Here is a 25791-nt window from a genome sequence, read left to right on the forward strand (position 1 = left end):
GTCTTAGGTCCTTAGTCGGGAGTCCAGCGTCAGAAAAGACGGGGACTCCTGACTTAAGACTCTCGATTCAAGACTAAGAACAATCTATGAACTGGCAAAGCGACATCATCACAAACCTAAACTGGGCGGGCACTATCAGTAATAGAGCCGGCAAGCAAAAGGTGGCTGATCAAATTGTTGCCAAACTAAAGGACGGCGACGTAATTGGTGTAGGCTCAGGCAGTACCGTTTACCTCACGCTGTTTGCCATTGCCGAGCGGATTAAAGCCGAAAAGCTTAACATCAAAGCTATCCCGACATCAATTGAAATATCCATGTTTTGCGCTAAACTTGGCATCCCTTTAACCAGTTTGTATGAGCACAAACCCGACTGGTGTTTTGATGGCGCAGATGAAGTCGACCCAAACAAAAGCCTGATCAAAGGTCGCGGTGGCGCTTTATTTAAAGAAAAATTGCTGATCAGCAGCAGCGCGGTAAATTACATCATTGTTGATGACACCAAACTGGTTGACAAGCTTGGTTCTAAATTCCCGGTACCGGTTGAGGTTTTTCCTCAAGCTTTATTGCATGTTGAACAAGAACTGATATTTTTAGGTGCAAATGACATTCAGCTACGCCCGGCTGCCGGTAAAGACGGGCCTGTCATTACCGAAAATAACAATCTGCTGCTTGATGTTCATTTCAATGAGATCGATATTGACATGGAACGCAAAATAAAGAACATAACAGGTGTAATTGAAAGCGGCTTGTTTATAAATTATAGTATAGAAGTTTTAGTGGCATCAAATAAGGGTTAATAGTATTATAGCATGACATTTAAGGCTCTTGATGGTACACTTATTGACGCTACAAACACAACCAACTCACAATTAATAAATTGATATTTAAAAAATAAAATAATGGAAACTAACAGAGTAAAACAGATACACAGCTTTGGTCAAAGCATTTGGCTTGATTTTATTGATCGCGCATTTATTGGTGATGGCAGGCTTAAAGCTTTAATTGATAATGACGGCGTAAGAGGCGTCACCTCAAATCCTGCAATTTTTGAAAAAGCGATAAGCAGCAGTACTATGTATGATGCCGACATTGCTTCATTGTCAAAAGGCGATAAAACCAACGAAGAGATTTTCTTTGGTTTGGCTATTAAAGACATTCAGGATGCTTGTGATCTGTTTAAACCTTTATTTGACGAAAGCGGCAAAGCCGATGGTTTCGTGAGTTTAGAGGTGTCTCCTTTCTTAGCATTAAAAGGCGAAGAAACTTACCAGCAAGCAATCCAGCTTTGGAAAGAAGTTAACCGCGAAAACGTAATGATCAAAATCCCCGGTACACAGCCAGGTTTGGATGCTATCCGCAGAGCTACTGCACAAGGGTTGAACATCAACGTTACCTTATTATTTGGCTTACCACGTTACGAAGAAGTTGCGTTGGCTTATATCCAGGGATTAGAAGAGCATCTGGCAGCAGGTCATAGCATTGAGCATATTTCATCAGTAGCCAGCTTTTTCCTAAGCCGTATCGACGTGTTGATTGACCCTATGCTTGACGAAAAAGGTTTAGGCGATCTGAAAGGCGAAGTTGCTATCGCGTCAGCTAAAAAAGCCTATGAAATTTATAAAAGAATATTCAGCGGCGAGCGTTGGGAGAAGTTAGCTGCAAAAGGTGCTAAACCGCAACGTTTACTTTGGGCAAGTACCAGCAGCAAAAACCCTGCATTTAAAGACACCAAATATGTTGAGGCTCTGATTGGCGCAGATACTGTTGATACTGTTCCGCTGGAAACCATTGAAGCTTTCCGTGATCATGGTATCGCCGCTAACACTTTAGAGCAAGATCTGGATAAAGCTACAGAGACTTTGGCACGTGTTAAAGCCGCCGGTATTGACATTGACAAATTAACTCAGCAATTAGAGGACGAAGGTGTTGCGAAATTTAACCAGCCTTTCGAAAAACTATTGGCATCAATCGAAGCTAACAAAGGCAAATAACATCCGGCCGTAAATGGAAGCGAATAACCTTAAGATCCTTTTCTTTGACATTGGCGGTATTTTGCTCAGCAATGGCTGGGGACACGAATCGCGCCGGTTAGCAGCACAGAAATTCGGGCTGGATTATGAAGAAGTAAATGCGCTGCATACATTTATATTTAATGTGTATGAAATTGGCAGTGTAACGCTGGATGAATACTTGGATACCGTTATCTTCAACCATCCGCGAGAATTTACGCGCGAGGATTTTAAGGAGTTTGTTTACCAGCAGTCTGTCGAGCTGCCTACCTTAAAGTGGCTAAAAGAATGGAAAAAAGATTGCGGCTTCCGCATTATTTCTGTTAATAACGAGGGCAAGGAGCTGAATGATTACCGGGTGAAGAAATTCAAGCTGCATGATTTTTTTGACGCATTCATATCATCATGCGAGGTTGGATTGCGCAAACCCGACCCAAACATCTGGAAGCTGGCCATGGGTATTGCGCAGGCACAGCCTAACCAGTGTGTGTACTTTGATGACCGCATTATGTTTGTCAATGCTGCCAAAAACCTGGGAATCAGGGCTTATTTGCATACCGACCTTGAATCGACAAAAAAAATATTACAACAATTAAAAGAGGAAACCATCATGAGCTAAGGCTCAAAAGCCGGAACAGTTAAACCGGCTCATGATAGCTTCGTCACCATAAATAATTATACAGACGATAATCACAACAATAATATGAGCACATCAACTAAATATGATTTCGGCATGATAGGCCTCGGCGTAATGGGCCGCAGCCTTTTGTTAAACATGGGCGACCATGGCGTAAAAGGTGCCGGATTTGATAAGGATGCCGGTAAAGTTCAGGCATTGGAGCAGGAAAGCACAAACGGAAACCTTAAGGGCTTTAGCGATATTAAGGAATTTGTAGCCAGCCTTAACACGCCGCGTGCCATTATGATGTTGGTGCCTGCGGGTAAAATTGTTGATGACGTTATTGAAGAATTGTTACCCCTTATTGATAAGGGCGATCTTATCATTGACGGTGGTAACACTTTCTATACTGATACAAATCGCCGGTTTGACTATCTGAACAGCAAAGGCATCCACTTTTTTGGCATGGGTGTGTCTGGCGGTGAAGAAGGTGCACGCCGCGGCCCGAGCATGATGCCGGGTGGCGACAAAGAAGCGTACAATGTAGTAAAGCCTATCTTTGAGGCCATTGCGGCAAAGGTTGATGGCGAGCCCTGCGTTACCTATTGCGGTACAGGCTCGGCAGGTAACTTTGTTAAAATGGTACACAACGGTATCGAGTATGGTGTTATGCAGCTATTGGCAGAGACTTACGAGATCATGAAAAAAGGTTTGGGCATGGATAACGAAGCCATTGGTAAAGTATTTACCGAATGGAATGAGGGCCGCCTGAAATCATTCCTGGTTGAAGTTACCCGTGATATTTTCCGCTATAAAGCACCTGGCACAGACCACTTGTTGTTAGACGATATTAAAGACGAAGCCCGTGCTAAAGGCACCGGCAAATGGACCTCGCAAGTAGCTATGGACCTGCAGGCTCCTATCCCGACTATAGACACATCAGTTTCTATGCGCGACCTCTCTAAATACAAAGAGCTGCGCGTAAAGGCGGAAGGTATTTATGGTGGCGTTGCGGGCAAATTAAATGTCGATACCGCGTCTTTCTTAAAATCATTAGAAGAAGCGTTTTATTTCAACCTGATCATAAGCTATGCGCAAGGTATACACATGTTAAGCCGCGCTTCTGTCGAGTTCAATTATGGTTTAAACCTAGCCGAGATTGCCAAGATCTGGAGAGGCGGTTGTATTATCCGCTCATTGTTCTTACAGAATATTTATGAAGCATTCACCGCTAACCCGCAGCTTGACCATTTATTATTAGATGCAGGTGTAGCTAATGAAGTAAAAGGTTCTGTAGGCGGTGCCCGTACCGTGGCATCGGCTGTTACTGCTGCCGGTATTGCTGCGCCTTGCTACGCAGAATCATTAAGCTATTTTGATGCATTCCGCAGTGGCCGTATGCCATCAAACTTAATACAGGCACAACGCGACTATTTTGGCGCGCATACTTATGAACTCATTGGCAAGGAAGGCACCTTCCATACCCAGTGGACTAAATAGCCTCACCCAAACCCTCCGCTGTGGGGAGGGTTTTTGAATATATTAACTTTAACTAAAAGAAACCCAAAAGTCTCCCTATCGGGGGAGATTTAGATGGGGCCGAAACTAGAACGTTAGCACATAAAAAAAATGGCAACAATAAAATCAGAGCCTACCGTATTTATCATTTTTGGTGGCACCGGTGACCTTAACGCGCGCAAACTGGCGCCTGCGTTGTATAACCTGTATTTAGACGGATGGTTACCGAAGCAATTCTCGATCATTGGTACGGGCCGTACCAAACTAACCGACGAGCAATTCAGGAAAAACCTGAATGAGGACATCAATAACTTCTCCCGCAGCGGTAAAGCTGACAAAGCTAAATGGACCGAATTCGAAAAGAATATTTTTTACCAGGTATCAGACGCTAAAGATGCTGAAACCTATAAAGAGTTTGGCAAACGTATCGAAGCTCATAACGCTGAGTGGAACACTAAAGCCAACGTCATTTACTACCTAGCGGTATCGCCTACGTTCTTCCCTATCATTACGTCAAACCTGGCGAAAGCCAAATTGACCACCGATGTGGAGCGTACCCGTGTGGTAATTGAAAAGCCATTTGGTCATGATCTGGAATCGGCTAAAGAATTGAACAAATTGCTGGCCGGCCTTTTCGATGAAAAACAGATCTACCACATTGACCATTATCTGGGTAAAGAAACTGTACAAAACATCATGGCGTTCCGTTTTGCCAACTCTCTTTTAGAGCCGATATGGAACCGTAACTACATTGAGCACGTGCAGATTTCAGTTACCGAGTCGTTAGGTGTTGAGGAACGGGGCGATTATTATGATGGTTCGGGCGCTATGCGTGACATGATCCAGAATCACCTGCTGCAATTGCTTTGCTTAATTGCTATGGAAACCCCGGTTAATTTCAATGCCGATGAAGTACGCAATCGCAAAGTTGATGTATTGCGCGCTATGCGTCGTTTTTCGCCAGAGGATGTGCGCATGTCTGCTGTACGCGGACAGTATGCTAAGGGGTGGATGGAAGGTAAAGAAGTTCCGGGCTACCGCGAAGAACCAAAGGTTGATCCAAACTCAAATACCGAAACGTTTGCTGCCATTAAGTTTTTTGTAGACAACTGGCGCTGGCAAGGAGTGCCTTTCTATGTACGTACAGGCAAAAGGCTGCATCAAACATCATCAGTAATCTCAATCCAGTTTAAAGATGTGCCGCACAAGATATTCCCTACTGAGGCTGCCGAAAGCTGGCAACAAAACAGGCTGATCATCAGCATACAGCCCGAGATGAGCATCCGCCTGCAGGTACAGGCAAAACGCCCTGGTCTGGATATGATCCTGAATACAGTTGATATGGTGTTCGATTACAAAGGAACCTACACTAACCAGGCTCCTGAGGCGTATGAGACCTTATTGTTAGATACCATGATGGGCGACCAAACTTTATTTATGCGCGGCGACCAGATAGAAGCTGCCTGGGAACTGATTATGCCGATACTAAGTACCTGGACCAACAAAAAGAGCCTGAACTTCCCTAACTATGCGGCGGGCGCCTGGGGCCCTGAAAGCGCCGAGGCGCTGATTGCCCGCGACGGGTTCAACTGGTTCTCGTTACCTTTGAAGAATACGAAGAAGTAATTATTAAATAAACAACGTTTTCATTGCGAGCGTAGCGTGGCAATCGCGAACATGCTTAGATTAGCATACTTGCGATTGCTTCGTTCCTCGCAATGACAGTTTATAACGCTTTACCATGAAACTAAACATCTTCCAAACTCCTGACGAAGTAATTGATGCGCTGGCGCAATACTTTGTGCAAACCGCAAATGACGCTATTACTGCCCGCGGCAAATTTTCGGTAGCCTTATCGGGTGGCAGTTCGCCTAAAAAATTGTATGAATTGTTGGCATCAACTACTTATGCCGATAGCGTTGACTGGACAAAGGTTTATTTCTTTTTTGGCGATGAGCGTAACGTGCCGCAAAACGACCCGGAAAGTAATTACCTGATGGCTAAGAATGCCTTGTTTTTACCGCTATATATTGAGCCTGATCATATTTTCGCGGTTGATACTTCGCTTACACCGAATGAAGCCGCCCAAAAATATGCAGAACAAATTGCCGAGTTTTTTGATGACGACGAAATGAGCTTTGACCTGGTGTTGTTAGGCCTGGGCGATGACGCCCATACCGCTTCATTATTCCCGCATACCGAGGCTTTACATGACATTTCACCATCAGTAAAAGCCAACTTTTTGCCCAACAAAAACATCTGGCGCATTACAATGAATGCACCATTGATCAATGATGCTAAAAACATCGCTTTCCTGGTCTACGGTGAAAGTAAGGCAGAGGCAGTACATCACTGTTTGGAGGATGAAGAAAATATTGAAGAATATCCTTCACAGCTAATTGATTCGATTGCTGGTGAAACAGTTTGGTTTTTGGACGAAGCCGCAGCTGAGAACCTGGACACGATTGAGTAATTTTAAGATTATTCAGGATTTATAATAACAAAGGCTTTCCGGTTGGAAAGCCTTTGTTATTATAACCGACACGTCATTGAGCGGCCACTAAGCAATCTCTGCACATGCTAATCCTCGTAATGATGTGTTGGAGTTAATTCGACTTCAACTGCGTCACTATATTAGTTGCACTCAGCTTCTGTTGCACGCCGGAGGCCATATCTTTAAAGGCTAGCAAACCACTTTGCATTTCTTCACTGCCGATCAATACAGTGTACGGAATATTCTTGTTATTGGCATACTCCATTTGTTTTTTGATTTTGGCGCCTGCGGGATATAGCTCGGCATTAATACCGCCGGTACGCAGTTGTTGAAGTAAAGGCAAAGCATATTCCTCGCCTTCTTTATCAAAGCAGCAGATGAGTACGCGGGTAGTTTGGTTAGCATCGGCAGGGAAAAGATTAAGCTCTTCCATCACGTCGTAAATCCGGTCGGCACCAAAGGAGATACCGGCACCGGTCAAACCTTTAAGGCCAAACATGCCGGTCAAGTCGTCATAACGGCCGCCTCCGCCTATACTGCCCATCGCTACCTCGTTGGTTTTTACCTCGAAGATGGCACCAGTGTAATAGTTCAGCCCGCGGGCCAGGGTGATATCCAGTTCTACAGTAGCTCGTTGTATTTTAAACTTACTGATGTAATTAAAAACGGTTTCAATCTCGTCGCAACCCTTCAAACCAATGGCAGAGGCCTCTAAAGCTGAACGCAGGCTTGCCAGTTTTGCACCGTTACTGCCTTCCAGTAGAATAACCGGTTTCAGTTTTTCGATGTCTGCGTCGGTAAAGCCTTTATCTAATAGTTCTTTAATTACACCGTCAAGGCCAATCTTATCCAGTTTGTCAATAGCAACAGTCAGGTCAATGATGCTGTCGGCTTTGCCAATAACTTCAGCAATGCCTGATAATACCTTACGGTTATTGATCTTGATAGTAAAATCCTTTAAACCTAGAGCGCTCAAAGCCTCATCATAGATCAGTACAAATTCAGCCTCGTTCAATAAAGAATCAGAACCCACCACATCAGCATCGCATTGAAAAAACTCGCGGTAACGGCCTTTTTGCGGTCGGTCGGCACGCCAAACCGGCTGCACCTGGAAACGTTTAAACGGGAAGGTAATATCGTTTTGATGCTGCACTACGTAACGGGCAAAGGGTACCGTTAAGTCGTAACGCAGGGCTTTTTCGGAAATATCCTGGGTAACTAAATTTGAGTTCAACGTCCCCAAATTCTGCGGATCGACTTTAGATAGATAATCGCCGCTATTCAGAATCTTAAATATTAGTTTATCGCCCTCGTCGCCATACTTACCCATCAGCGTCGACAGGTTCTCCATCGACGGTGTTTCAATTTGTTGGTAGCCGTATTTGCGGAAAACGCCCTTAATGGTATCAAAAATAAAATTGCGTTTTACCATTTCGGCAGGCGAGAAATCGCGGGTGCCTTTGGGTACAGATGGTTTAATTGCGGCCATGGCGGCAAAGGTACAAAAAACAGGGAATTAGAGGGTATCCTACGACATAGTGCATTCTCAATTTAAGCATCGGCCCACCGAAACCAAACAGCTGACGGCTTTATGCTCACGTTGAGCATTATATTGAAATTAAAAATCAAAAAAAGCGGGTAAAGGCCTGCCAATCCACCGGGCCGGGAGTCTGGCCTGTGCGGCTGAAGCGATTGGATTGGCTTGATTTTTTGGTCCTTTTTCATCTAAGGAAAAAGCCAGCCCTAGCGGCCATGAGCGGTATACGGGCGACAAGTAGAACCGGATTATTAACTATACTCCAACAACTCCATCCTATTCCCAAAGGGATCTAAAAACGTAAAGCGATTGCGGCCTTTAATGACAGGCTCTTCACAAATAGCGATACCATTCGCTTCCAGATGCCCGCGCACAGCAGAGAGGTTGCTAACCTCAAAAGCAGTATGCCTGAAAGTAAGTCCGACAGGTTGTTCTACACCAATGTGCAATTCAATATCACCAATTAAAAACCAATAGCCCGGCGTATCAAAAACATGGTCGGGGCGCGGTATGGGTTTAAGGCCGAGTACGTTGGCATAGAAATCACGTGCAGCTTCTAATTGGCGGGGAGCTACACATATATTGATATGGTCGGCGCGTTTAAAGTTGATCATCCGGATGTTTGTGGCTGTTAATGCCCCGATAAAGATAATGGAATTCATAACTTTATGGCATTGTAATTATCCACCGTTAAATTGCACGATCAAGATGCGAAGCATCGCATCTTCTACAAAAACATACATCATCATGGGTAAATTAATAAACGACTTTGAAAGCTATCGCACCAAAATGAACGATAGGATCATGGAGACAGCCAATACCAATATCAAACGGTTCTTCGCGCTTGACACCACCACCTACGCCGACGGCGCGCTGGACGTAAAAACCAAAGAAATGATGGGCCTGGTAGCCTCGATGGTTTTGCGCTGCGACGATTGCATTAAATACCACCTGGGCAAATGCCATGAGGCCGGTGTAAATAACGATGAGATGAATGAGGTATTTATGATCGCCAATTTGGTGGGTGGATCGATTGTGATTCCGCACTACAGAAAGGCTGTTGAATACTGGGATGAACTGAATGAAGCGGCGAATTAATGCGAAACGTAGAGACGCGATGCCTCGCGTCTTTTACGCCGATTAATTGATGCCATAACAAACCATTAAATTGCACATTCGGACGCGAAGCACCGCGTCTCTACAAAATATTTAATATGACAGATCAATTACACCGCTGCTCCTGGTGCGGCACCGACCCCCTGTACATGGAATACCACGACAAAGAATGGGGCAAGATCACGCATGACGATAAGATATTGTTTGAATTTTTGATCCTGGAAGCGGCGCAAGCCGGCTTGAGCTGGATCACCATTTTGCGCCGTCGCGAAAATTACAAAAAAGCTTTTGCCAATTTTGACGTACATAAGGTAGCAGCCTTTAACAATGAAGACATGGAGCGGTTAATGCAGGATGCCGGCATAATCCGTAACCGGTTAAAGATTATCGCCGCTATTAAAAATGCGCAACTATTTCTGGAGACACAAAAGGAGTTTGGCTCGTTTGACAAATACATGTACAGCTTTATGCCCAACGGTAAGCCTATCAACAATACCTCGGGTAAAACACCGGCAACCTCGCCCGAGTCGGATGCTATTAGTAAGGATATGAAAAAGCGCGGGTTTAAGTTTTTCGGCAGCACTATTTGCTATGCCCACATGCAGGCTACGGGTATGGTGAATGACCATGTGCCGGAATGCAGTTTTAAATAACAGGCCTGGACTCACCCGGACAACGCTTCGCTGGTCGCCACTCCCTTCCGCAAGCGGTAAAGAGGGTTGTGTTGAGTGGCTAACAAAAAAAGTTTGTCATGCCGAGCAAAGCGAAGCATCTGCCGGGCGACCAATAGTATTTGCAGATCCTTCACTCCGTTCAGGACAACAAAAGAAGCGAAGCAAAGCCGGGTGAGTGCACCGCAATGCTGAACAATCTTATTTCCATAACCAACATAAATTGTATTTTTGAAAAGATTGATCATAGCATCGGTGTAATCAGAATCAAATCGGTGTAATCAAACCACATCGCGAAATTATAAATCATGAAAAAGCTTTTTCTTTTAGATGGTATGGCCCTGATATACCGGGCTCATTTTGCTTTAAGCAAGACGCCACGTTTTACTTCGGGCGGTATAAATACATCGGCGGTGATGGGTTTTACCAATACGCTGTTAGATGTGTTGAAAAAGGAAAAGCCAACTCATATGGCCGTAGCATTTGATACCGACGCGCCGACCGAACGCCACACTGATTTTGCGGCCTACAAAGCCCATCGTGAGCAAATGCCTGAGGATCTTTCGGCAGCTCTGCCTTATATCATTAAACTAGTACTGGGTTTCAATATCCCGGTAATTACCGCTGATGGTTATGAGGCCGATGATATCATAGGTACCCTGGCTAAAAAAGCCGAACAGAAGGGCTATCAGGTTTATTGCATGACACCCGATAAGGATTTCGCCCAGCTGGTATCCGAAAATATTTTCATCTACAAACCTGCCCGCATGGGCAACGGCATGGAAATATTGGGTGTGCCGGAAGTATTAGCTAAGTGGGAGATTGAACGCCCGGAGCAAGTAATAGACATTTTGGGTTTATGGGGCGATGCCGTGGATGGCATTCCGGGCATTCCCGGTGTCGGCGAGAAAACCGCTAAAGCACTGATCAAACAATACGGATCGGTAGAGGGCATTATTGCTAACAGCCATGAACTGAAAGGAAAACTAAAGGAAAACGTCGAAGCTTTTGCCGAGCAGGGCTTGTTATCCAAGAAATTGGCGACTATTAATTTAAACTCGCCGGTTGAACTGGATGAGGCCGGACTGGAAATTTGCGACCCAAGCCGCGAGCTATTGGAGCCGCTGTTTGCCGAACTGGAGTTCAGAACTTTGGGCCGTCGGGTTTTTGGCGACGACTTTAGCATCACAGAAATAAAAGCGGTATCTGCGGGTACCCAGATTGATATGTTCGGCGCGCCCGTAGCCGAAGGCCGTACAACGCTGACAGTGGATATTCAGGATATCAAAGAGCCTGCATTTGAAACCGCAGCCAAAAACATTAATAACGTACCTCACCAATATTATTTGGCCGACACCAAAGAAAAACGTGCCGAGCTTATCACTATCCTTAAAAAACAAAAAAGCTTTTGCTTTGATACTGAAACTACCGGCACGGACGCTAATAATTGCGAGTTGGTTGGCCTGTCCTTTTCGGTAAAAGCTACCGAGGGCTGGTATGTACCGGTTCCTACCGATCAGCAGGAAGTAAAAGCTATTGTGACCGAGTTTAAAGAGGTTATGGAAGATCCTGCCATCGGCAAGATTGGCCAAAATCTGAAGTTTGATATCCTGATGCTGAAATGGTACGACGTTGGGGTTTGCGGCGATTTATTTGATACCATGATGGCACATTACATCATCGACCCGGATACCCGCCATGGTATGGATGTGCTGAGTGAAAATTACCTGAGCTACAAGCCGGTGTCGATAACAGAACTCATCGGACCAAAAGGAAAGAACCAGGGTAACATGCGCGATGTAGACATTGAGAGGATCAAAGAATACGCCGCCGAGGATGCAGACATCACCCTGCAACTGAAAGAAGTTTTCGAGCCCAAAATAAAAGCCGTAGGTGCCGAAGAATTGCTGCATAAAATTGAAAACCCCTTGATCTATGTATTGGCCGACATCGAGCATGAGGGCGTACGCATAGATCACAGCACCTTAAAAGATTTCTCAAAGGAACTGGAAGGCGACATTGCCAAATTAGAGAAAACCGTTTACGAAAAAGCCGGCGTTCGTTTCAACATCGCATCGCCCAAACAGTTGGGCGAAGTATTGTTTGAAAAACTAATGCTTGACCCTAAAGCAAAAAAAACCAAAACCGGCCAGTATCAAACCGGCGAGGATGTACTGCTGTCATTAGCCAACAAAAGCGACATTGTACGTGATATTTTGGATTATCGTCAACTACAAAAGTTAAAGTCTACATATGTTGATGCGCTGCCGCAGATGGTTAACCAAAAAACCGGGCGGGTGCACACCAGCTACAACCAGGCAGTCGCAGCTACCGGCCGGTTAAGCTCGACAAACCCTAACTTACAGAATATTCCGATCCGGACTGAGCGCGGGCGCGAGGTGCGCAAGGCCTTTATACCGAGGGATGACAACCATATTATTGTTTCTGCGGATTACTCGCAGATCGAACTCCGTATCATCGCCGAGATCAGCAAAGACGCCAACATGATGGAGGCCTTTGTACAAGGCATAGATATCCATACAGCTACAGCTGCCAATGTCTATGGCGTATCTGTCGATGCGGTTGACGGCACACAGCGCCGTAATGCCAAAGCGGTGAACTTCGGTATTATTTATGGGCAGTCTGCTTTTGGTTTGTCGCAAAACCTGGGCATCCCACGTAAAGAAGCTGCCGAGATCATTGAAAACTATTTTCTGCAATTCCCAGGCATTAAACAATATATGAGCGACACCATGAACTTCGCCCGCGAAAATGGCTACGTAACCACGCTAATGGGCCGGCGCCGGTACCTGCGCGATATTAACTCGGGCAACGCAACAGTTCGCGGTTTTGCCGAGCGAAATGCCATTAACGCTCCAATACAAGGTTCGGCTGCCGATATGATCAAGATCGCCATGATCAATATCCACAAAGAATTTAAAGACCTTAAGCTGGATAGCCGCATGACCATGCAGGTACATGATGAGTTGGTGTTTGATGTACCTAAACATGAGCTGGAAATTGTGAAACCGATTATCATGGACAGAATGAAAAACGCCATTAAAACTACTGTGCCTATTATTGTTGAAATTGGCGAGGGTGTTAATTGGTTGGAGGCGCATTAATGTCCTTCTTTAGATTTTCAGAACCAATAGCTAACCAAACTCTATCTGCCCGCAGATTTTTCATCATGAGAAAAAAAATAAAAGAGTTAACAGCCCATCTTGCCCTTATTGTACTATGCTTAACATTGCAAAGTCGGCCGCTATATGCGCAGAACAACCCGGTGCTGGAAGGAGTTGCGGACGCAGGCGTAATTAACTTTAACGGCAAATATTACCTGGCAGGGGTGGCTACAAATGGCGGTTATTATATCTCGGACGATTTGGTGAAATGGACCGGGCCGGTTCATGTTTTTTCAATGGATAACGATTGGACAAAGGGAAAGCCTTTTGGCGACAACCAGATCCACGCCGCCGATATACACTATTGGAACGGCAAATTTCATTTTTATTGGTCGGTTAATTATTGGGGGCCAAAAGACGTAGTTGTTCATGTAGGACATGCTGTTGCCGACAATATCCTGGGTCCTTATGTAGAGCCTGATAAAAAAAACTGGTTTGACAGCCGGATAGACGCCAACCTATTCATCAATAGCGATAGCACCTTTTATTTTTATACCGTAAAATTTACCGATGGCAATACCATTTGGGGCCAACAAATGGTTGATCCCTGGACGTTTAAAAGTCAGCCTAAATATCTCTTCAACTCGCTGCCAGATACCTGGGAGCGAGTTGATAATAATGTGAATGAAGGCCCCTGGGTAATGAAATACCGTTCGAAATATTACCTGATGTATAATGCAAACCATACCGCTAATGAATACGGGAACTATGCATTAGGTGTTTCCGTAGCTGATGATCCGCTGGGTTTTAACAGTGGGGCTAAATACACTCAGCCTGTGGTGCAGCAAAACCTGACGGACAATCCCGAAGAACAACGGTATTTCTTCACCTCGTCAGTTGAGGCTTTTAGTAACTGGAAGTATACGTTTGATAAGCCGTCCGATAATTGGACAAGCACCGGCTTTGCAGAATCAGGGTGGGAAAGCGGCGACAAAGGGTTCGGCAATCAGACCATGAAAGGCAGCACCACCATCAGGCCACAGACCGACTGGAGCAGCGACGACATTTGGGTAAGAAAGCACTTTACCATGAAGCCCGCCCCATCAAACCACCTCCAGTTACTGGTTAATCATACCGGCCCGGCAGAAATTTATGTTGATGGGCAATCGGTTTACAAAAGTGAGGGGGCTAATTATGCAACCATTGATCTGAGTAAAGAAATAATACAAAAATTAAAAGCAGGCAACAATGTAATTGCTATCCATAGCAAAAAAGGAAGAAGAGGTTGTAATTTAGATGTCGATCTGGTTGACCCCTTGAATAAGCAGGGCGACGATATATTGTTCAATCCCGGCCAACCCAATATTGTTAAGGGGCCTAACGGATTTGAGTGGTGGCTGGTGTATTTTGGCATCAAGAACGGCGGCCGCCGCGGCCAGTTTATTGATCGCGTACTTTTTAACAACCAGGAGCTAACGGTTGACGGCCCTACAGGCAGCAGGACCGCCGGATACCATCCAAACCCATCGCAGCCACTATTTGGCGATAACTTTAACGCTGCCGATAAGGCCGGCGTTAAAGCCAAATGGGATATAAAATCCGGCAAATGGCAGGTACAAAATGATGAACTAACACAAACCGGGCTATTAAACAGGGGTTTTGCTTTGATCAAAAGCCGTAAATCTGCTAATTATCTTTTCAAGATCGGTGTAAAAAACAACTCGCCTAAAAACGGGAACTCGGGTATTATAGCCTATTATGCAGGGCCAAATAATTTATTGGAGATCGGGTTCAACCAAAAAGAAGGAAGCTGGATCTCAAGGCTGGTGAAAGATGGCAAAGAAACCATTAAAAAGAATAAGCTATCGCCTCAATTTAATTTCGATGTCTACCATAGTTTATCCATATATAAAAATGACACCCGCTTTGACGTGCTGATTGATGACAACCCGGCACCCGGCAATAACAAAATCCACACCTCGTTTACTGCACAGGGCATCCCGGGAGTATTTACCGAAAGAAGCACTGCATCATTTGACGGCGCCATTTATACTCCGGGATGGGACGAGTACAATTCGACAATTACCGGCTGGAACAAATCGGTTAATGACCAAAATGCCAAAGGCAAATGGGTCATATCTTCTGACGGAATATCGCATGTTGAAGAAAAAAGCAATTATGCTGTGTTTAAGGGCGATAGGCTTAGCCAATATGAATTTGCAACCCAACTGTACAAAAACGACAACGAAAATACAAAACCCAATAAAGGGCTGGCAGGGATATACCCAATTTATATTGATAAAGACAATTACCTGCAGGCAGGAATAGATTTTGAAAGCGGCGATCTTGTTGTTTCCGGAAAGCTGAAAGGAAACAAGGTAGCCAATTTAAAACTGCCCCTTAAACGAACTATAGCCAAATACCCTGATCCTAAATATGGAGATGGCATAACCAGGTTTTACCGGTTGAAGAAAAACACTGAACTGTCATCGCTGGAAATTGCAAAGTCGATTTACAACATGCGTGACTTTAAAACCAACACCTTTGATTTACTTAATATATTTTATCGCAACAATGGCGAGTGGCATCCGCTTGACTTTAAGGTTGTAGGTCGCGATGACCAGGCAGTAAATAAAATACAGTTCGATAAAATAACTGCCGATGCGATCAGGCTTACCAGTTCCGTCGCCGACAACAACGTTCACGTTTATAAACTTTACACCGTCGAGGACCAAACATCCGATTATAATCTGCGTGCGGTGAAATTAGCCGATAAAGTAGTGCTATTTCTTGACGGCAAACAAGTTGCCGAAATTAGCGGCTCATGGCCGGCATCGCAAGTTGGTTTGTTTGGAAAAGATATGGCGGTTACTTACAACGGCAGTACTTTATTTGAAAAGTAGTTTTTGACATCGTCGGCCTACTATTGGATATCCAAATTCCAAAACTCAGGTGATCCGCGCTGTTACATATCATTACGGACAGCAAAGGGTTACAAATTACAATTATCCTAATTTACCAGTATAAATATTCGCGCAAATTATCATTGTCGTAATTTGGGGTGCAATAGCGACAAATATTTATAGTTATAAAAACACTTTTTTCAAATTATGTGTTTGTTTATTTACCCGAATGTTTAGTACCTTGATCACAGCATATAACATCCATGAAAATATATCACCTCAGTGCCGAATGTTACCCGGTTGCCAAAGTTGGCGGCCTTGCCGACGTTGTGGGTGCACTCCCTAAATACCAAAACCTGGCCGGGCTTGACGCTGCAGTAGTGATGCCTTTTTACGACCGCAAGTTTATCCGCGAAAATGAGTTTGAAACGGTCTTCCAAAGCGCTACTTTATTGGGCACGCGCAGGTTATATTTTGAGATACTAAGAGAAAAAACCAATAAACTGGGCTTCCCCCTTTATCTGGTTAAAATACCGGGTCTTGTCGATCGCGAAAATATTTATAGCTACCCTGACGAGACCGAGCAGTTCATATCCTTCCAGCTTGCTTTTTTGGATTGGATAAGCTACTCGCAGCAATCGCCCGATATCATCCATTGCCACGATCACCATTCAGGGCTGGTGCCATTTTTATTAAAATACTCTAAGCTATACGCTCGATTGGCAAATACGCCTACCGTATTTACTATTCATAACGGGCAATATCATGGCGCTTTTGGTTGGGATAAGTTGTCTTACCTGCCTGAAATTGACCTGTCTAAAACCGGCCTGCTTGACTGGAGCGGTGGTATTAATCCACTGGCATCAGCTGTACGCTGTGCTGATAGGTACACTACCGTGTCGCCAAGCTACCTTGATGAACTTTCGCATAACTCGAACGGGTTGGAATACCTTTTCTTTTTAGAACGCGATAAAGGGATCGGCATAATAAACGGCATCGACACCGAAGTATGGAACCCCGCCACCGACCCGATGATTGCAGCAAAATACGAGGCACTTAAAGTAACCGCGGGTAAAAAAGAAAATAAAGAAGCCCTGTGCGCCCGGTTTAACCTTGATCCGGCTAAACCGGTGGTCAATTTTATCGGGCGACTGGTAGTTGAGAAAGGTGCGGACGTGCTGCCTGCAGCCGTAGAAACCAGCCTGACAGATTATGCAGGTAAGGTAAACTTCCTGATACTGGGGACAGGCGATCCGGATACCGAAAAAGAGTTGCAGGAATTGAAAGAGAAGTTTCCGGGCGGTTGCAATGTATATATTGGTTACAACGAAGAATTAGCGCACCTGTGCTATGCAGGTTCAGATTTCCTGTTGATGCCAAGCCGGGTTGAACCTTGCGGATTGAACCAGCTGTACTCCTTACGCTATGGCACCGTACCTATGGTACGCAGCACCGGCGGGCTGAAAGATACAGTAATTGATTTTGGCGATAAAGGCGGCTATGGCATACGATACAACAATACCAGTGTAGAAGACATTTGCTATTCAATAAGCCGGGCTATAGAACTTTATGCCGATCATAAAAAAATGCAAACATTACGTAAACGGATGATGGCTCTCGATTTCTCGTGGGATAAATCCGCCAAGCAATATATGGAACTATATAAAAGCATCATTTCAACAACGACAATATGACATCTAGTGTAATTTGCATTGTTCTTGGCGGTGGCCAGGGCAGCCGTTTGTATCCCCTAACTGCAACACGCTCCAAACCGGCCGTGCCTATTGCAGGCAAATACCGTTTGGTCGACATCCCGATTTCCAACTGTCTGCATTCGGGCATTACGCGCATTTATGTGTTAACGCAGTTTAACTCGGCGTCGTTGAATAAGCATATCAAAAACACTTACCACTTCAGCAATTTCAGTGAGGCGTTTGTTGATATCCTTGCAGCCGAGCAAACCCCCACCAGCGGATCATGGTTCCAGGGCACAGCCGATGCGGTGCGCCAGAGCTTGCATCACCTGGCCGTCCATGAGTTTGATTATGTATTGATCCTGTCGGGCGATCAGTTATACCAGATGGACTTTGACCATATGCTGCATGAGCACATAGAGCGTAAAGCTGATATCTCTATTGCCACCATCCCCGTTCATGCCAACGACGTGCCGGGCTTTGGTATTTTAAAAACTGACGAGGAAAGCTTCATAACACAGTTTGTTGAAAAACCCAAAACTGATTTTGAATACTTACAGTCGGAAGTAAGCGATGAGATGAAAGCCCAGAAGCGCACCTACCTGGCTTCAATGGGTATTTATATTTTTAACCGCAAACTTTTATTTGAGATACTGCAAGGTAATAATCATCCCGATTTTGGTAAAGAGATCATCCCCCAGTCTATCGACAGCCACCGTGTGTTAAGCTACCAGTATGAAGGTTACTGGACCGACATCGGTACCATCCCGTCGTTCTTTGACGCCAACCTGGGTTTAACTGACGACATCCCGCAATTTAACCTGTTCGATAAGAACTACATCTTTACCCGGGCGCGCATGCTGCCCCCGTCGAAAGTTTCGGGCACGCACATGGAAAAGGCTATTGTGGCCGATGGCTGTATCATCAACGCCAGTCATATCGTTCGCTCAGTAGTGGGTATTCGTACCCGCATTGGTTTTGATACAACTATTGAGAATTGCTATATTATGGGTAGCGATAACTATCAAACACTTGAGCAAATTGAAGAGTGCCAGCAAAATGGCCAGCCTATTATGGGTATTGGCGACAGATGCCAGATCAAAAATGCCATTATCGATAAAAATACCTACATAGGTAACGACGTTATTATTAACTGTGGCGAACCATTGCCAAATGGCGACTATTCAACACACACCGTACAAGATGGCATTGTGGTGATTAAAAAACGCGCTGTGATACCGAATGGAACGGTGATTTAAATTTAATTGTCATTGCGAGGGGTTCGCGATTGCTGCACTCGCAATGACAAAAATTTCTATAAACTATAGTTATTGCAACTCGCCTAACTTCATAAAAGCATAAAACAATCCGGTGCAATGCAATGACTGGGCTATCTTATTATCGGCCAATAATTGTTTTACTTCCTCGATGGTATATTCTTCCACGATCAGTTCTTCATGCTCGTCCAGCGATTGTTCCTGCACTTTTATGCCGCCTTTAGCCAGGTAACAAAAAGTTTTATTATTAGCAGTAGATGGATTTGGATAGACAACGCTGATCAGCTCTATATCATCAAACTGGTAGCCGGTTTCTTCTAAAAGCTCCCGGCGCATCGCTGCCTCAGGGGCTTCATCTCCGTCAATAACGCCACCTGGGATTTCCAGCGACACTATATTAGCCGCATGGCGATACTGGCGCACCATTAAAACTTTATTGTCGGCTGTCAGTGCAACTGCATTTACCCAGTTAGGATATTCAAGTACGTAATATTGCTCTACAATGCGACCATCTGGCATCTCGCATTTATCAGACCGCAAAGTGGCCCAGGGGCCCTTGTGTATATATTCTGAATGGCAAATTTTCCATTCCAGGTTATTACTCATTTAATTTGTTTTATAGATGAATTAAATTGCACAATTTTCAACTTTGTCATCATGAGGCCTAAAATCTGGCGCCTCTAAAGGTTCAATGACAATATTCGCCTTCTATGTCATCTCGACCAACGGGAGAGATCTATACACACGCTGAGCATGGTGTGAATGTCGGTATATAGACTGTTTCGCTCCGCTCAATAGCGTAGTTCTCGCTATGTTCGGAAATGACAACGTTGCTTTTTTTCATGGTCTGCGTAGCATGCAACCGCACGTAAGACGGCTTGAACGCACGCGATTGCTTCGTCGTTCCAGCCGCGCAATGGCAAAATCAATTTTTAGTCTAATCGCAAAGTCAAACCCCTTAAATCAAACCAATCTCTAAATCGTGTCTACCAACTGCCACCCGAGCCGCCTCCGCCAAAGCTGCCACCACCAAAACCGCCGAAACCACCGCCGCCGCCACCAAAACCGCCGCCGCCGCCCGAGAAACCTCCCCAACCACCACCGCCGCTACCACGGCCCAGGGCATTACCTGCCAAAAACCACCAGAATGGACTTGCAGCACCACGGCTGCCAATAACGCGGCCGCCACCGCCGCCGCCACGGTTACGGAATACCATGATCAGAATAACGATAACGATGATCACAATAAACCCGGCCGAACCTCCATCCTTCTTGTGACCTTTTTGAGTATTTGAATCGGCTTTATACTCGCCCTTAGTGTATTTGATAATATCGTCTACTCCTGCATCCAAACCTTCGTAAAACTGCCCTTGCTTAAAGCGAGGGTTCATGTCATTTACGCGTATCTGCTGGGTAATTACATCTGGCAGGGCACCTTCCATGCCATACCCGGTTTGGATAGAAAGTTTATGGTCGTCTTTAGCTACCAGGATAACAATACCATTATTCTTGCCTTTTTGGCCGATGCCCCAGGCCCGCCCTAATTTTTGGGCATAGTCGTTTACATCATAATCACCAATAGAATGGATCATTACAATGGCAATTTGCGACGATGTAGAGTCATTAAATGCCACTAATTTATCTTCAAGCCTCTGTCTTTCATCAGCCGATAAAGTGTTGGTATAGTCGGTTACCAGGGTGTTCGACTTAGGTGGCAGCTCCTGGGCAAAAACGCCGCAGGCGTAAAACACCAACCCAATAAATAATAATATTTTCTTAAACATTGTCTTAAGTTCTAATCGCCATCCATAAAGGCAACATCATCACTTAGCTCGTTGGTGTCGCTGTTTAAATCGTGCGGGAAATATTTACCTAACTGTTTGCCGGCAATTTTAACTCCGGTAACAATACCTTCTACAATATCGCCGGTTTTAAAATGGTTCAGCATATCCTCTTTGGTGCTGTCCCAAAAATCAGTAGCTACTACTGCATTTATACCGGCATCGCCAATAATGGCAAATTTACGGTCGACCATCGCTACATAGATCAATACACCATTACGCAGCTTGGTTTTATCCATATCCAGCTGGTAAAAATATTTTGCTGCGCGATCAAGTACTTCTTCGCTGCAGGTTTTTTCGAGACAAACCCGCAGTTCGCCCGAAGTATGTTTTTCGGCCTCGGCTATCGCCTCGCGGATACGTTGTTGTTCTTCGTCAGTAAATAGGGCCATGTGGACTTAAGTTGGAGTTATAGAATTACTGAATTATTGAATAACTAACACTGGCCATTCAATAATTCAGTAACTCTATAATTCAATAATTAAAATTTCACCTTCGGCGCTCTGTCAGAACCTGCTTCGGCCTGGAAGTAACCTTTTTCGGTAAAGCTGAACATTTTGGCAGTAATATTAGCCGGGAACGAGCGTATCTTGGTGTTGTATTGTTGAACGGCCTCATTGAAGTCGTTACGGGCAACGGTAATACGGTTCTCGGTGCCTTCTAACTGAGCCTGTAAACCTAAAAAGTTTTGATTGGTCTTCAGGTCGGGGTAGTTTTCGCTTACTACCATCAATCTGCCTAAAGCTGAACTTAACTGACCTTGTGCAGCCTGGAAAGCTTTGATGGACTCAGGAGTTAATTTCGACGGATCAACCTGCACAGAGGTCGCCTTAGCACGGGCATTGATCACATCAGTCAATGTACTCTTTTCGAAGTTAGCAGCACCTTTAACGGCTTCAACCAGGTTAGGTATCAAATCTGCGCGGCGCTGATACTGGGTTTGTACCACACCCCATTTGGCCTTAACGTTCTCGTCCATCTGCACCATGCTGTTGTAACTGCATGAACTTAATGACATTGCTGCCACGATAACTAATATTGCTGTGAATAGCTTTTTCATTTTCTTATTTTTAGTTGTTTTTGATTTTAGATGCAAACGCTATACCGTTGTTACAAAAAACGTTTTTGAATGTCATTATGGCAATAGCTGTTGTAAATATAAATTAAATCAATTAATCAATTACATTTTATAATTTGCGTTATAATTGCAATTAAAGCTCAACGTTACATGAAGCGAATATTTACCGCCCTTTTACTATGCTCGGGCCTTGCTGCCAGTGCACAAAATTCAGAAAATTTAATACAATACGTTAAGCCCATTGTGGGTACCCAGCGCATGGGCCATACTTACCCGGGTGCTACCGTTCCGTTTGGCATGGTACAGCTTAGCCCCGAGACTGATACCGCTAGTTATGAGCTTAACGGACACTATAACCCCAAAGTTTATGAATACTGTGCAGGTTACCAGTATGAAGATAAAACTATTGTAGGTTTTAGCCACACCCATTTTAGCGGTACCGGCCACTCAGACCTGGGCGACTTTTTAATTATGCCTACTGTTGGCACCCTGAAATTAAACCCGGGTACCGTTGATAAACCGCACAGCGGTTATCGCTCGCCTTTCTCGCACGCAAACGAGGTGGCCGAGGCTAACTATTACAAAGTAAGGCTTGACGAAAGCAATATTCTGGCCGAATTAACTACCACTACGCGCGTCGGCTTCCATCAATATACCTTCCCAAAATCAGATAATGCGCACATTATTCTGGATTTAATGGCCGGCATTTATAATTATCCTGACAAAAACGTGTGGACCTATATGCGCGTGATCGATGACACGCACGTGGTTGGTTACCGCCTTACCAACGGATGGGCACGTACACGCGCGCTTTATTTCTCGATGGAGTTTTCAAAACCTTTCATCAGTCATGGATACAAGAACTTTTCAAAACGCGAGGTGTATGGTGGTTTCTGGGGCAAGTTTAACCAGGTTAAAAACTTCCCTGAAATAGCCGGACGCAACCTGCGCGCATACTTCAACTTTAAAACCGAAGAAGGCGAAAAGATAAAGATCAAATTTGCTATCTCGCCGGTAAGCATTGCTGGCGCACAGGCTAACATGGCTGCCGAAGTAAATACCTGGGATTTTGATCAGATCAAAAAGGCTGGTCAGGACCAATGGGAAAAAGAACTGCATAAAATAACCATTCAGGGTAATAAAGAGGTCAAAGAGAACTTCTATACCTCGATGTATCATACCATGATCAATCCTACGGTTTATATGGACGTAGACGGCCAGTATAAAGGGCTTGATCAAAACATCCACAAAGCCGAGGGATTTACTAATTATACCACCTTTAGTTTGTGGGATACCCACCGCGCACTGCATCCGCTCTTTAACATCATTGACCCTGAGCGAAACGCCGATATGGTAAAATCAATGCTGGCGCACTTTGACCAAAGTCCCGAGCACATGCTGCCTGTTTGGAGCAACTCGGCTAACGAAAACTGGTGCATGAGCGGTTATCATGCCGTATCTGTAATTGCGGATGCTGTGATTAAAGGCAATGCGCCGTTTGATGCCAATAAGGCTTTAGAGGCCTGTGTAACAACGGCCAAACACCGCGACTATCTGGGTATAGGCGAATACATGGACCTGGGTTATATCCCCGACGAAAAGGACGGCAACTCGGTGTCATCAACGTTAGAATATGCTTATGATGACTGGTGCATAGCCCAAATGGCAAAAAAATTAGGCAACCAGGCTGTATACGAAGAGTTTATCAAACGGTCTCAGAATTACAAGAACGTTTACGACCCTAAATCGGGTTTTATGCACCCAAGAAATGCCGATGGTACTTTCCGTAAAAAATTCGATCCGTTTACTACCATTAATCAGGGTTTCATTGAGGGCAATGCCTGGAACTATACCTTATATGTTCCGCATGACCCTGCATCATTAATTAAACTGATGGGCGGCAACAAACGTTTCGTAACTTACATGGACAGTTTGTTTAGCTACAATTTGCCTGATAAGTATTTTGCCGAGACCGAAGACATCACCAAAGACGGCATCATTGGTAACTATGTGCATGGCAATGAGCCGTCGCACCACGTAGCCTACCTGTACGACTGGACCGACAAACCATGGAAAACGCAAGAGAAGATCCGCATGATCTTACCTAAAATGTATAAACCAACTCCCGACGGTTTAGGCGGCAATGATGATACCGGCCAGATGAGTGCGTGGTATATTTTCAGCTCGCTGGGCTTTTACCCGGTTGCTCCGGCTTCAGACCAATATGCAATTGGCAGTCCGGCGGTTAATGGTGCTGTTGTACAAGTTGGCAATGGTAAAACCTTCAATATCCACGTTAATAATCAGGGACCAAAGAATGTTTATATTCAAAAAATTGTGCTGAACGGCAAACCGCTAAATAAGCTGTTTTTAAGCCATGGTGATATAATGAACGGCGGGGATATTACCTTTTATATGGGAGCTAAACATAAATAAGAAATTAAAAGATTTGTTGAAGCCCTTTCCGGTTGGAAAGGGCTTTTTGTTTTACATCTACGTTTCTTCTCTTTCCCGGGGAAGGAATCGGATAAGCACTCATTTGCTTATCTATTTTAAAAGTGGTGTGGTCACCAACAAGTATCGGGTGTTTCATTGTCAGTGATGATATTTGACAAAAAAATTACACAACAAGCTCATTTAAAACATCTTAACATAATTCAGCTAAAGTATTACTACTGTTTCAAAGTGTTTCACCCGTTTTTCATAATCACTTAATTTACAACAGGTTATTGACATAAAGTGTTTCAAGTGTTTCAAAGTGTTTCACTTTTTTGTGAAACACCCGGAGCATTAATCATCAATTAATTTATAAAGCGCGGTTTACCCTCGCGAAGTTGTCGCGAGCCCAATAATATGTATCTTTGCGTCAATGCAGTTAACAGACACACCGGCAAGTATTTGGGAGAAGGGATATAATAACTACGGGCCATGGCTTAAGGAGAAGTACAAGGGGCACCGGGTTTTCAAAGTTATTGTTGATGGTAACTTTACCTGCCCCAACCGCGACGGCAGTAAAGGCTACGGTGGTTGCACTTATTGCAACGTCGACTCGTTTACGCCGTCGGTAAGCCGCAACGCATCTAACCTGAAACAACAGGTTATTGAGGGCATGGAGCGCGCGCGCAAAGGCAACAGGGCCGACAAGTTCATTATCTACTTTCAGCCCAATACCAATACCTATGCGCCGGTACACTACCTCAAAATGCTGTATGACGAAGCACTAAGCTATTGCCCTGAAGACATTGTTGGCCTGTCGGTAGGAACCAGGCCTGATTGTATCGATGCCGAAAAGATAGCCCTGCTGGAAAGCTACACCGACCGCTTCGACGTCGATCTGGAAATGGGTATGGAAAGTATTTACAACGACACCCTTGCCCAAATTAACCGCGGTTGTACCCACGACGATCTGCTGGCAGCCCTGAAGCTTGTTGAGAACAGCAAGCTGGATATCTGCGTGCATACCATTTTCGGGTTCCCCTGGGAAACTAAAGAAATGATGCTCAAATATGCCAATGAGATCAACCGGCATCCGCAAATAAAATTTGTAAAGTTCCATCACCTGCATATTGTTGAAGGCTCGGTAATGGGTGTCAAATATAAACGCGAGCCATTCAAGCTTTTCAGCCTGGACGAGTATGCTGATTTCCTGTGCGAGCTGCTTCCGCTGGTACGTCCCGACGTGGTGATCCAACGCCTGTTTGGCTTGAGCGACCGCGAGCTGCTCATCGCCCCAAACTGGGGATTAAAAAAGTCGGAGATCCAATATTACATCGACCAAAAAATCCTGAACAGCGGCGTAGTGCAGGGTAGCGCGCTGTAACGTTGTTGAAACTTCGACAGAACATTTACTGATATCCCGCTAATTCCCCCTCATTCTCGAACGGCATTTGTTTTGCACTTAAAAGTACA

General features: G+C 44.7%; 22 protein-coding genes. 14 read left to right on the forward strand and 8 right to left on the reverse strand.

Going from position 1 to position 25791, the window contains the following annotated elements:
• Positions 1-86 precede the first annotated feature (86 nt).
• From rpiA to pgl, 6 genes are all read left to right on the forward strand, one after another.
• The gene (rpiA, locus tag ABD772_RS12580) at positions 87-797 is read left to right on the forward strand and encodes a ribose 5-phosphate isomerase A (RefSeq protein ID WP_345104868.1); all 711 of its coding nucleotides are present in this window, start codon (positions 87-89) and stop codon (positions 795-797) included.
• A gap of 102 nt (positions 798-899) precedes the next feature.
• Positions 900-1991: a transaldolase gene (gene tal, locus ABD772_RS12585; protein ID WP_345104871.1), complete on the forward strand. Its 1092-nt coding sequence runs from the start codon at positions 900-902 to the stop codon at positions 1989-1991.
• Between the two features lie 13 nt (positions 1992-2004).
• Positions 2005-2628 carry an HAD family hydrolase gene (locus ABD772_RS12590; RefSeq protein ID WP_345104874.1) on the forward strand — a complete coding sequence of 208 codons (624 nt, stop codon included), beginning with the start codon at positions 2005-2007 and terminating at the stop codon, positions 2626-2628.
• Positions 2629-2712: 84 nt separating this feature from the next.
• A complete protein-coding gene (gene gndA, locus ABD772_RS12595) occupies positions 2713-4128 on the forward strand; it encodes an NADP-dependent phosphogluconate dehydrogenase (protein ID WP_345104877.1) in 1416 nt (471 codons plus the stop codon).
• Between the two features lie 129 nt (positions 4129-4257).
• On the forward strand, positions 4258-5772 hold the full coding sequence (gene zwf / locus ABD772_RS12600) for a glucose-6-phosphate dehydrogenase (RefSeq protein WP_345104880.1): 1515 nt from the start codon (positions 4258-4260) through the stop codon (positions 5770-5772).
• A gap of 115 nt (positions 5773-5887) precedes the next feature.
• On the forward strand, positions 5888-6619 hold the full coding sequence (gene pgl, locus ABD772_RS12605; protein WP_345104882.1) for a 6-phosphogluconolactonase: 732 nt from the start codon (positions 5888-5890) through the stop codon (positions 6617-6619).
• Between the two features lie 133 nt (positions 6620-6752).
• On the opposite strand, the gene hisS is transcribed toward pgl, so the two are convergent.
• Both hisS and ABD772_RS12615 read right to left on the reverse strand, forming a co-directional pair.
• A complete protein-coding gene (gene hisS / locus ABD772_RS12610) occupies positions 6753-8129 on the reverse strand; it encodes a histidine--tRNA ligase (RefSeq protein ID WP_345104885.1) in 1377 nt (458 codons plus the stop codon).
• 299 nt (positions 8130-8428) lie between these two features.
• On the reverse strand, positions 8429-8839 hold the full coding sequence (locus ABD772_RS12615) for a VOC family protein (protein WP_345104888.1): 411 nt from the start codon (positions 8837-8839) through the stop codon (positions 8429-8431).
• Positions 8840-8924: 85 nt separating this feature from the next.
• On the opposite strand from ABD772_RS12615, the gene ABD772_RS12620 reads away from it, so the two are divergent.
• On the forward strand, positions 8925-9275 hold the full coding sequence (locus tag ABD772_RS12620) for a carboxymuconolactone decarboxylase family protein (RefSeq protein WP_345104892.1): 351 nt from the start codon (positions 8925-8927) through the stop codon (positions 9273-9275).
• Positions 9276-9391: 116 nt separating this feature from the next.
• Positions 9392-9946, forward strand: coding sequence for a DNA-3-methyladenine glycosylase I (locus tag ABD772_RS12625; RefSeq protein ID WP_345104894.1), 555 nt, complete (start codon positions 9392-9394; stop codon positions 9944-9946).
• Between the two features lie 11 nt (positions 9947-9957).
• Here the strand turns inward: ABD772_RS12625 and ABD772_RS12630 are convergent, their stop codons facing one another.
• Positions 9958-10212, reverse strand: a complete 255-nt coding sequence (locus ABD772_RS12630) for a hypothetical protein (protein ID WP_345104897.1) — start codon at positions 10210-10212, stop codon at positions 9958-9960.
• A 60-nt stretch (positions 10213-10272) separates the two neighbouring features.
• On the opposite strand from ABD772_RS12630, the gene polA reads away from it, so the two are divergent.
• The 4 genes from polA to ABD772_RS12650 all read left to right on the forward strand — a co-directional run bounded on the left by polA (position 10273) and on the right by ABD772_RS12650 (position 18945).
• Positions 10273-13089: a DNA polymerase I gene (gene polA / locus ABD772_RS12635; protein ID WP_345104900.1), complete on the forward strand. Its 2817-nt coding sequence runs from the start codon at positions 10273-10275 to the stop codon at positions 13087-13089.
• 65 nt (positions 13090-13154) lie between these two features.
• The gene (locus tag ABD772_RS12640) at positions 13155-15992 is read left to right on the forward strand and encodes a family 43 glycosylhydrolase (protein WP_345104903.1); all 2838 of its coding nucleotides are present in this window, start codon (positions 13155-13157) and stop codon (positions 15990-15992) included.
• 263 nt (positions 15993-16255) lie between these two features.
• Positions 16256-17686, forward strand: coding sequence for a glycogen synthase (locus ABD772_RS12645; RefSeq protein WP_345104906.1), 1431 nt, complete (start codon positions 16256-16258; stop codon positions 17684-17686).
• Positions 17683-18945: a glucose-1-phosphate adenylyltransferase gene (locus ABD772_RS12650; protein ID WP_345104908.1), complete on the forward strand. Its 1263-nt coding sequence runs from the start codon at positions 17683-17685 to the stop codon at positions 18943-18945. Before ABD772_RS12645 ends, ABD772_RS12650 begins: the two co-directional genes overlap by 4 nt.
• Before the next feature lie 69 nt (positions 18946-19014).
• Here the strand turns inward: ABD772_RS12650 and ABD772_RS12655 are convergent, their stop codons facing one another.
• From ABD772_RS12655 to ABD772_RS12670, 4 genes are all read right to left on the reverse strand, one after another.
• Positions 19015-19569, reverse strand: coding sequence for an NUDIX hydrolase (locus ABD772_RS12655; RefSeq protein WP_345104910.1), 555 nt, complete (start codon positions 19567-19569; stop codon positions 19015-19017).
• A gap of 380 nt (positions 19570-19949) precedes the next feature.
• Entirely contained in the window at positions 19950-20747 is a 798-nt protein-coding gene (locus ABD772_RS12660) for a TPM domain-containing protein (RefSeq protein WP_345104914.1), read from the reverse strand.
• A gap of 11 nt (positions 20748-20758) precedes the next feature.
• Positions 20759-21196: a TPM domain-containing protein gene (locus tag ABD772_RS12665; protein ID WP_345104916.1), complete on the reverse strand. Its 438-nt coding sequence runs from the start codon at positions 21194-21196 to the stop codon at positions 20759-20761.
• 89 nt (positions 21197-21285) lie between these two features.
• Positions 21286-21864, reverse strand: coding sequence for a LemA family protein (locus tag ABD772_RS12670; protein WP_345104918.1), 579 nt, complete (start codon positions 21862-21864; stop codon positions 21286-21288).
• Between the two features lie 168 nt (positions 21865-22032).
• On the opposite strand from ABD772_RS12670, the gene ABD772_RS12675 reads away from it, so the two are divergent.
• Positions 22033-24318 (forward strand): GH92 family glycosyl hydrolase, encoded by a 2286-nt coding sequence (locus ABD772_RS12675; protein WP_345104921.1) that lies wholly within the window; start codon positions 22033-22035, stop codon positions 24316-24318.
• Between the two features lie 4 nt (positions 24319-24322).
• On the opposite strand, the gene ABD772_RS12680 is transcribed toward ABD772_RS12675, so the two are convergent.
• Positions 24323-24475, reverse strand: coding sequence for a hypothetical protein (locus ABD772_RS12680; RefSeq protein WP_345104925.1), 153 nt, complete (start codon positions 24473-24475; stop codon positions 24323-24325).
• A gap of 276 nt (positions 24476-24751) precedes the next feature.
• Between ABD772_RS12680 and mnmL the strand changes: the two genes are divergently transcribed.
• Positions 24752-25702, forward strand: a complete 951-nt coding sequence (mnmL, locus tag ABD772_RS12685; RefSeq protein ID WP_345104928.1) for a tRNA modification radical SAM protein MnmL/YtqA — start codon at positions 24752-24754, stop codon at positions 25700-25702.
• Positions 25703-25791 lie beyond the last annotated feature (89 nt).

The sequence above is a fragment of the Mucilaginibacter panaciglaebae genome (assembly GCF_039539265.1).
Lineage (GTDB): Bacteria > Bacteroidota > Bacteroidia > Sphingobacteriales > Sphingobacteriaceae > Mucilaginibacter > Mucilaginibacter panaciglaebae.

What these genes read in the sequence shown, in the direction of transcription:
- ABD772_RS12655 (WP_345104910.1), bottom strand. Translation starts at nt 19,569, where the DNA reads ATGAGTAATAACCTGGAATGGAAAATTTGCCATTCAGAATATATACAC.
- hisS (WP_345104885.1), bottom strand. Translation starts at nt 8,129, where the DNA reads ATGGCCGCAATTAAACCATCTGTACCCAAAGGCACCCGCGATTTCTCG.
- ABD772_RS12640 (WP_345104903.1), top strand. Translation starts at nt 13,155, where the DNA reads ATGAGAAAAAAAATAAAAGAGTTAACAGCCCATCTTGCCCTTATTGTA.
- mnmL (WP_345104928.1), top strand. Translation starts at nt 24,752, where the DNA reads ATGCAGTTAACAGACACACCGGCAAGTATTTGGGAGAAGGGATATAAT.
- rpiA (WP_345104868.1), top strand. Translation starts at nt 87, where the DNA reads ATGAACTGGCAAAGCGACATCATCACAAACCTAAACTGGGCGGGCACT.
- ABD772_RS12630 (WP_345104897.1), bottom strand. Translation starts at nt 10,212, where the DNA reads ATGATCAATCTTTTCAAAAATACAATTTATGTTGGTTATGGAAATAAG.
- zwf (WP_345104880.1), top strand. Translation starts at nt 4,258, where the DNA reads ATGGCAACAATAAAATCAGAGCCTACCGTATTTATCATTTTTGGTGGC.
- ABD772_RS12665 (WP_345104916.1), bottom strand. Translation starts at nt 21,196, where the DNA reads ATGGCCCTATTTACTGACGAAGAACAACAACGTATCCGCGAGGCGATA.
- ABD772_RS12645 (WP_345104906.1), top strand. Translation starts at nt 16,256, where the DNA reads ATGAAAATATATCACCTCAGTGCCGAATGTTACCCGGTTGCCAAAGTT.
- ABD772_RS12670 (WP_345104918.1), bottom strand. Translation starts at nt 21,864, where the DNA reads ATGAAAAAGCTATTCACAGCAATATTAGTTATCGTGGCAGCAATGTCA.
- ABD772_RS12590 (WP_345104874.1), top strand. Translation starts at nt 2,005, where the DNA reads ATGGAAGCGAATAACCTTAAGATCCTTTTCTTTGACATTGGCGGTATT.
- ABD772_RS12625 (WP_345104894.1), top strand. Translation starts at nt 9,392, where the DNA reads ATGACAGATCAATTACACCGCTGCTCCTGGTGCGGCACCGACCCCCTG.
- pgl (WP_345104882.1), top strand. Translation starts at nt 5,888, where the DNA reads ATGAAACTAAACATCTTCCAAACTCCTGACGAAGTAATTGATGCGCTG.
- ABD772_RS12620 (WP_345104892.1), top strand. Translation starts at nt 8,925, where the DNA reads ATGGGTAAATTAATAAACGACTTTGAAAGCTATCGCACCAAAATGAAC.
- ABD772_RS12675 (WP_345104921.1), top strand. Translation starts at nt 22,033, where the DNA reads ATGAAGCGAATATTTACCGCCCTTTTACTATGCTCGGGCCTTGCTGCC.
- tal (WP_345104871.1), top strand. Translation starts at nt 900, where the DNA reads ATGGAAACTAACAGAGTAAAACAGATACACAGCTTTGGTCAAAGCATT.
- gndA (WP_345104877.1), top strand. Translation starts at nt 2,713, where the DNA reads ATGAGCACATCAACTAAATATGATTTCGGCATGATAGGCCTCGGCGTA.
- ABD772_RS12680 (WP_345104925.1), bottom strand. Translation starts at nt 24,475, where the DNA reads ATGAAACACCCGATACTTGTTGGTGACCACACCACTTTTAAAATAGAT.
- polA (WP_345104900.1), top strand. Translation starts at nt 10,273, where the DNA reads ATGAAAAAGCTTTTTCTTTTAGATGGTATGGCCCTGATATACCGGGCT.
- ABD772_RS12650 (WP_345104908.1), top strand. Translation starts at nt 17,683, where the DNA reads ATGACATCTAGTGTAATTTGCATTGTTCTTGGCGGTGGCCAGGGCAGC.
- ABD772_RS12615 (WP_345104888.1), bottom strand. Translation starts at nt 8,839, where the DNA reads ATGAATTCCATTATCTTTATCGGGGCATTAACAGCCACAAACATCCGG.
- ABD772_RS12660 (WP_345104914.1), bottom strand. Translation starts at nt 20,747, where the DNA reads ATGTTTAAGAAAATATTATTATTTATTGGGTTGGTGTTTTACGCCTGC.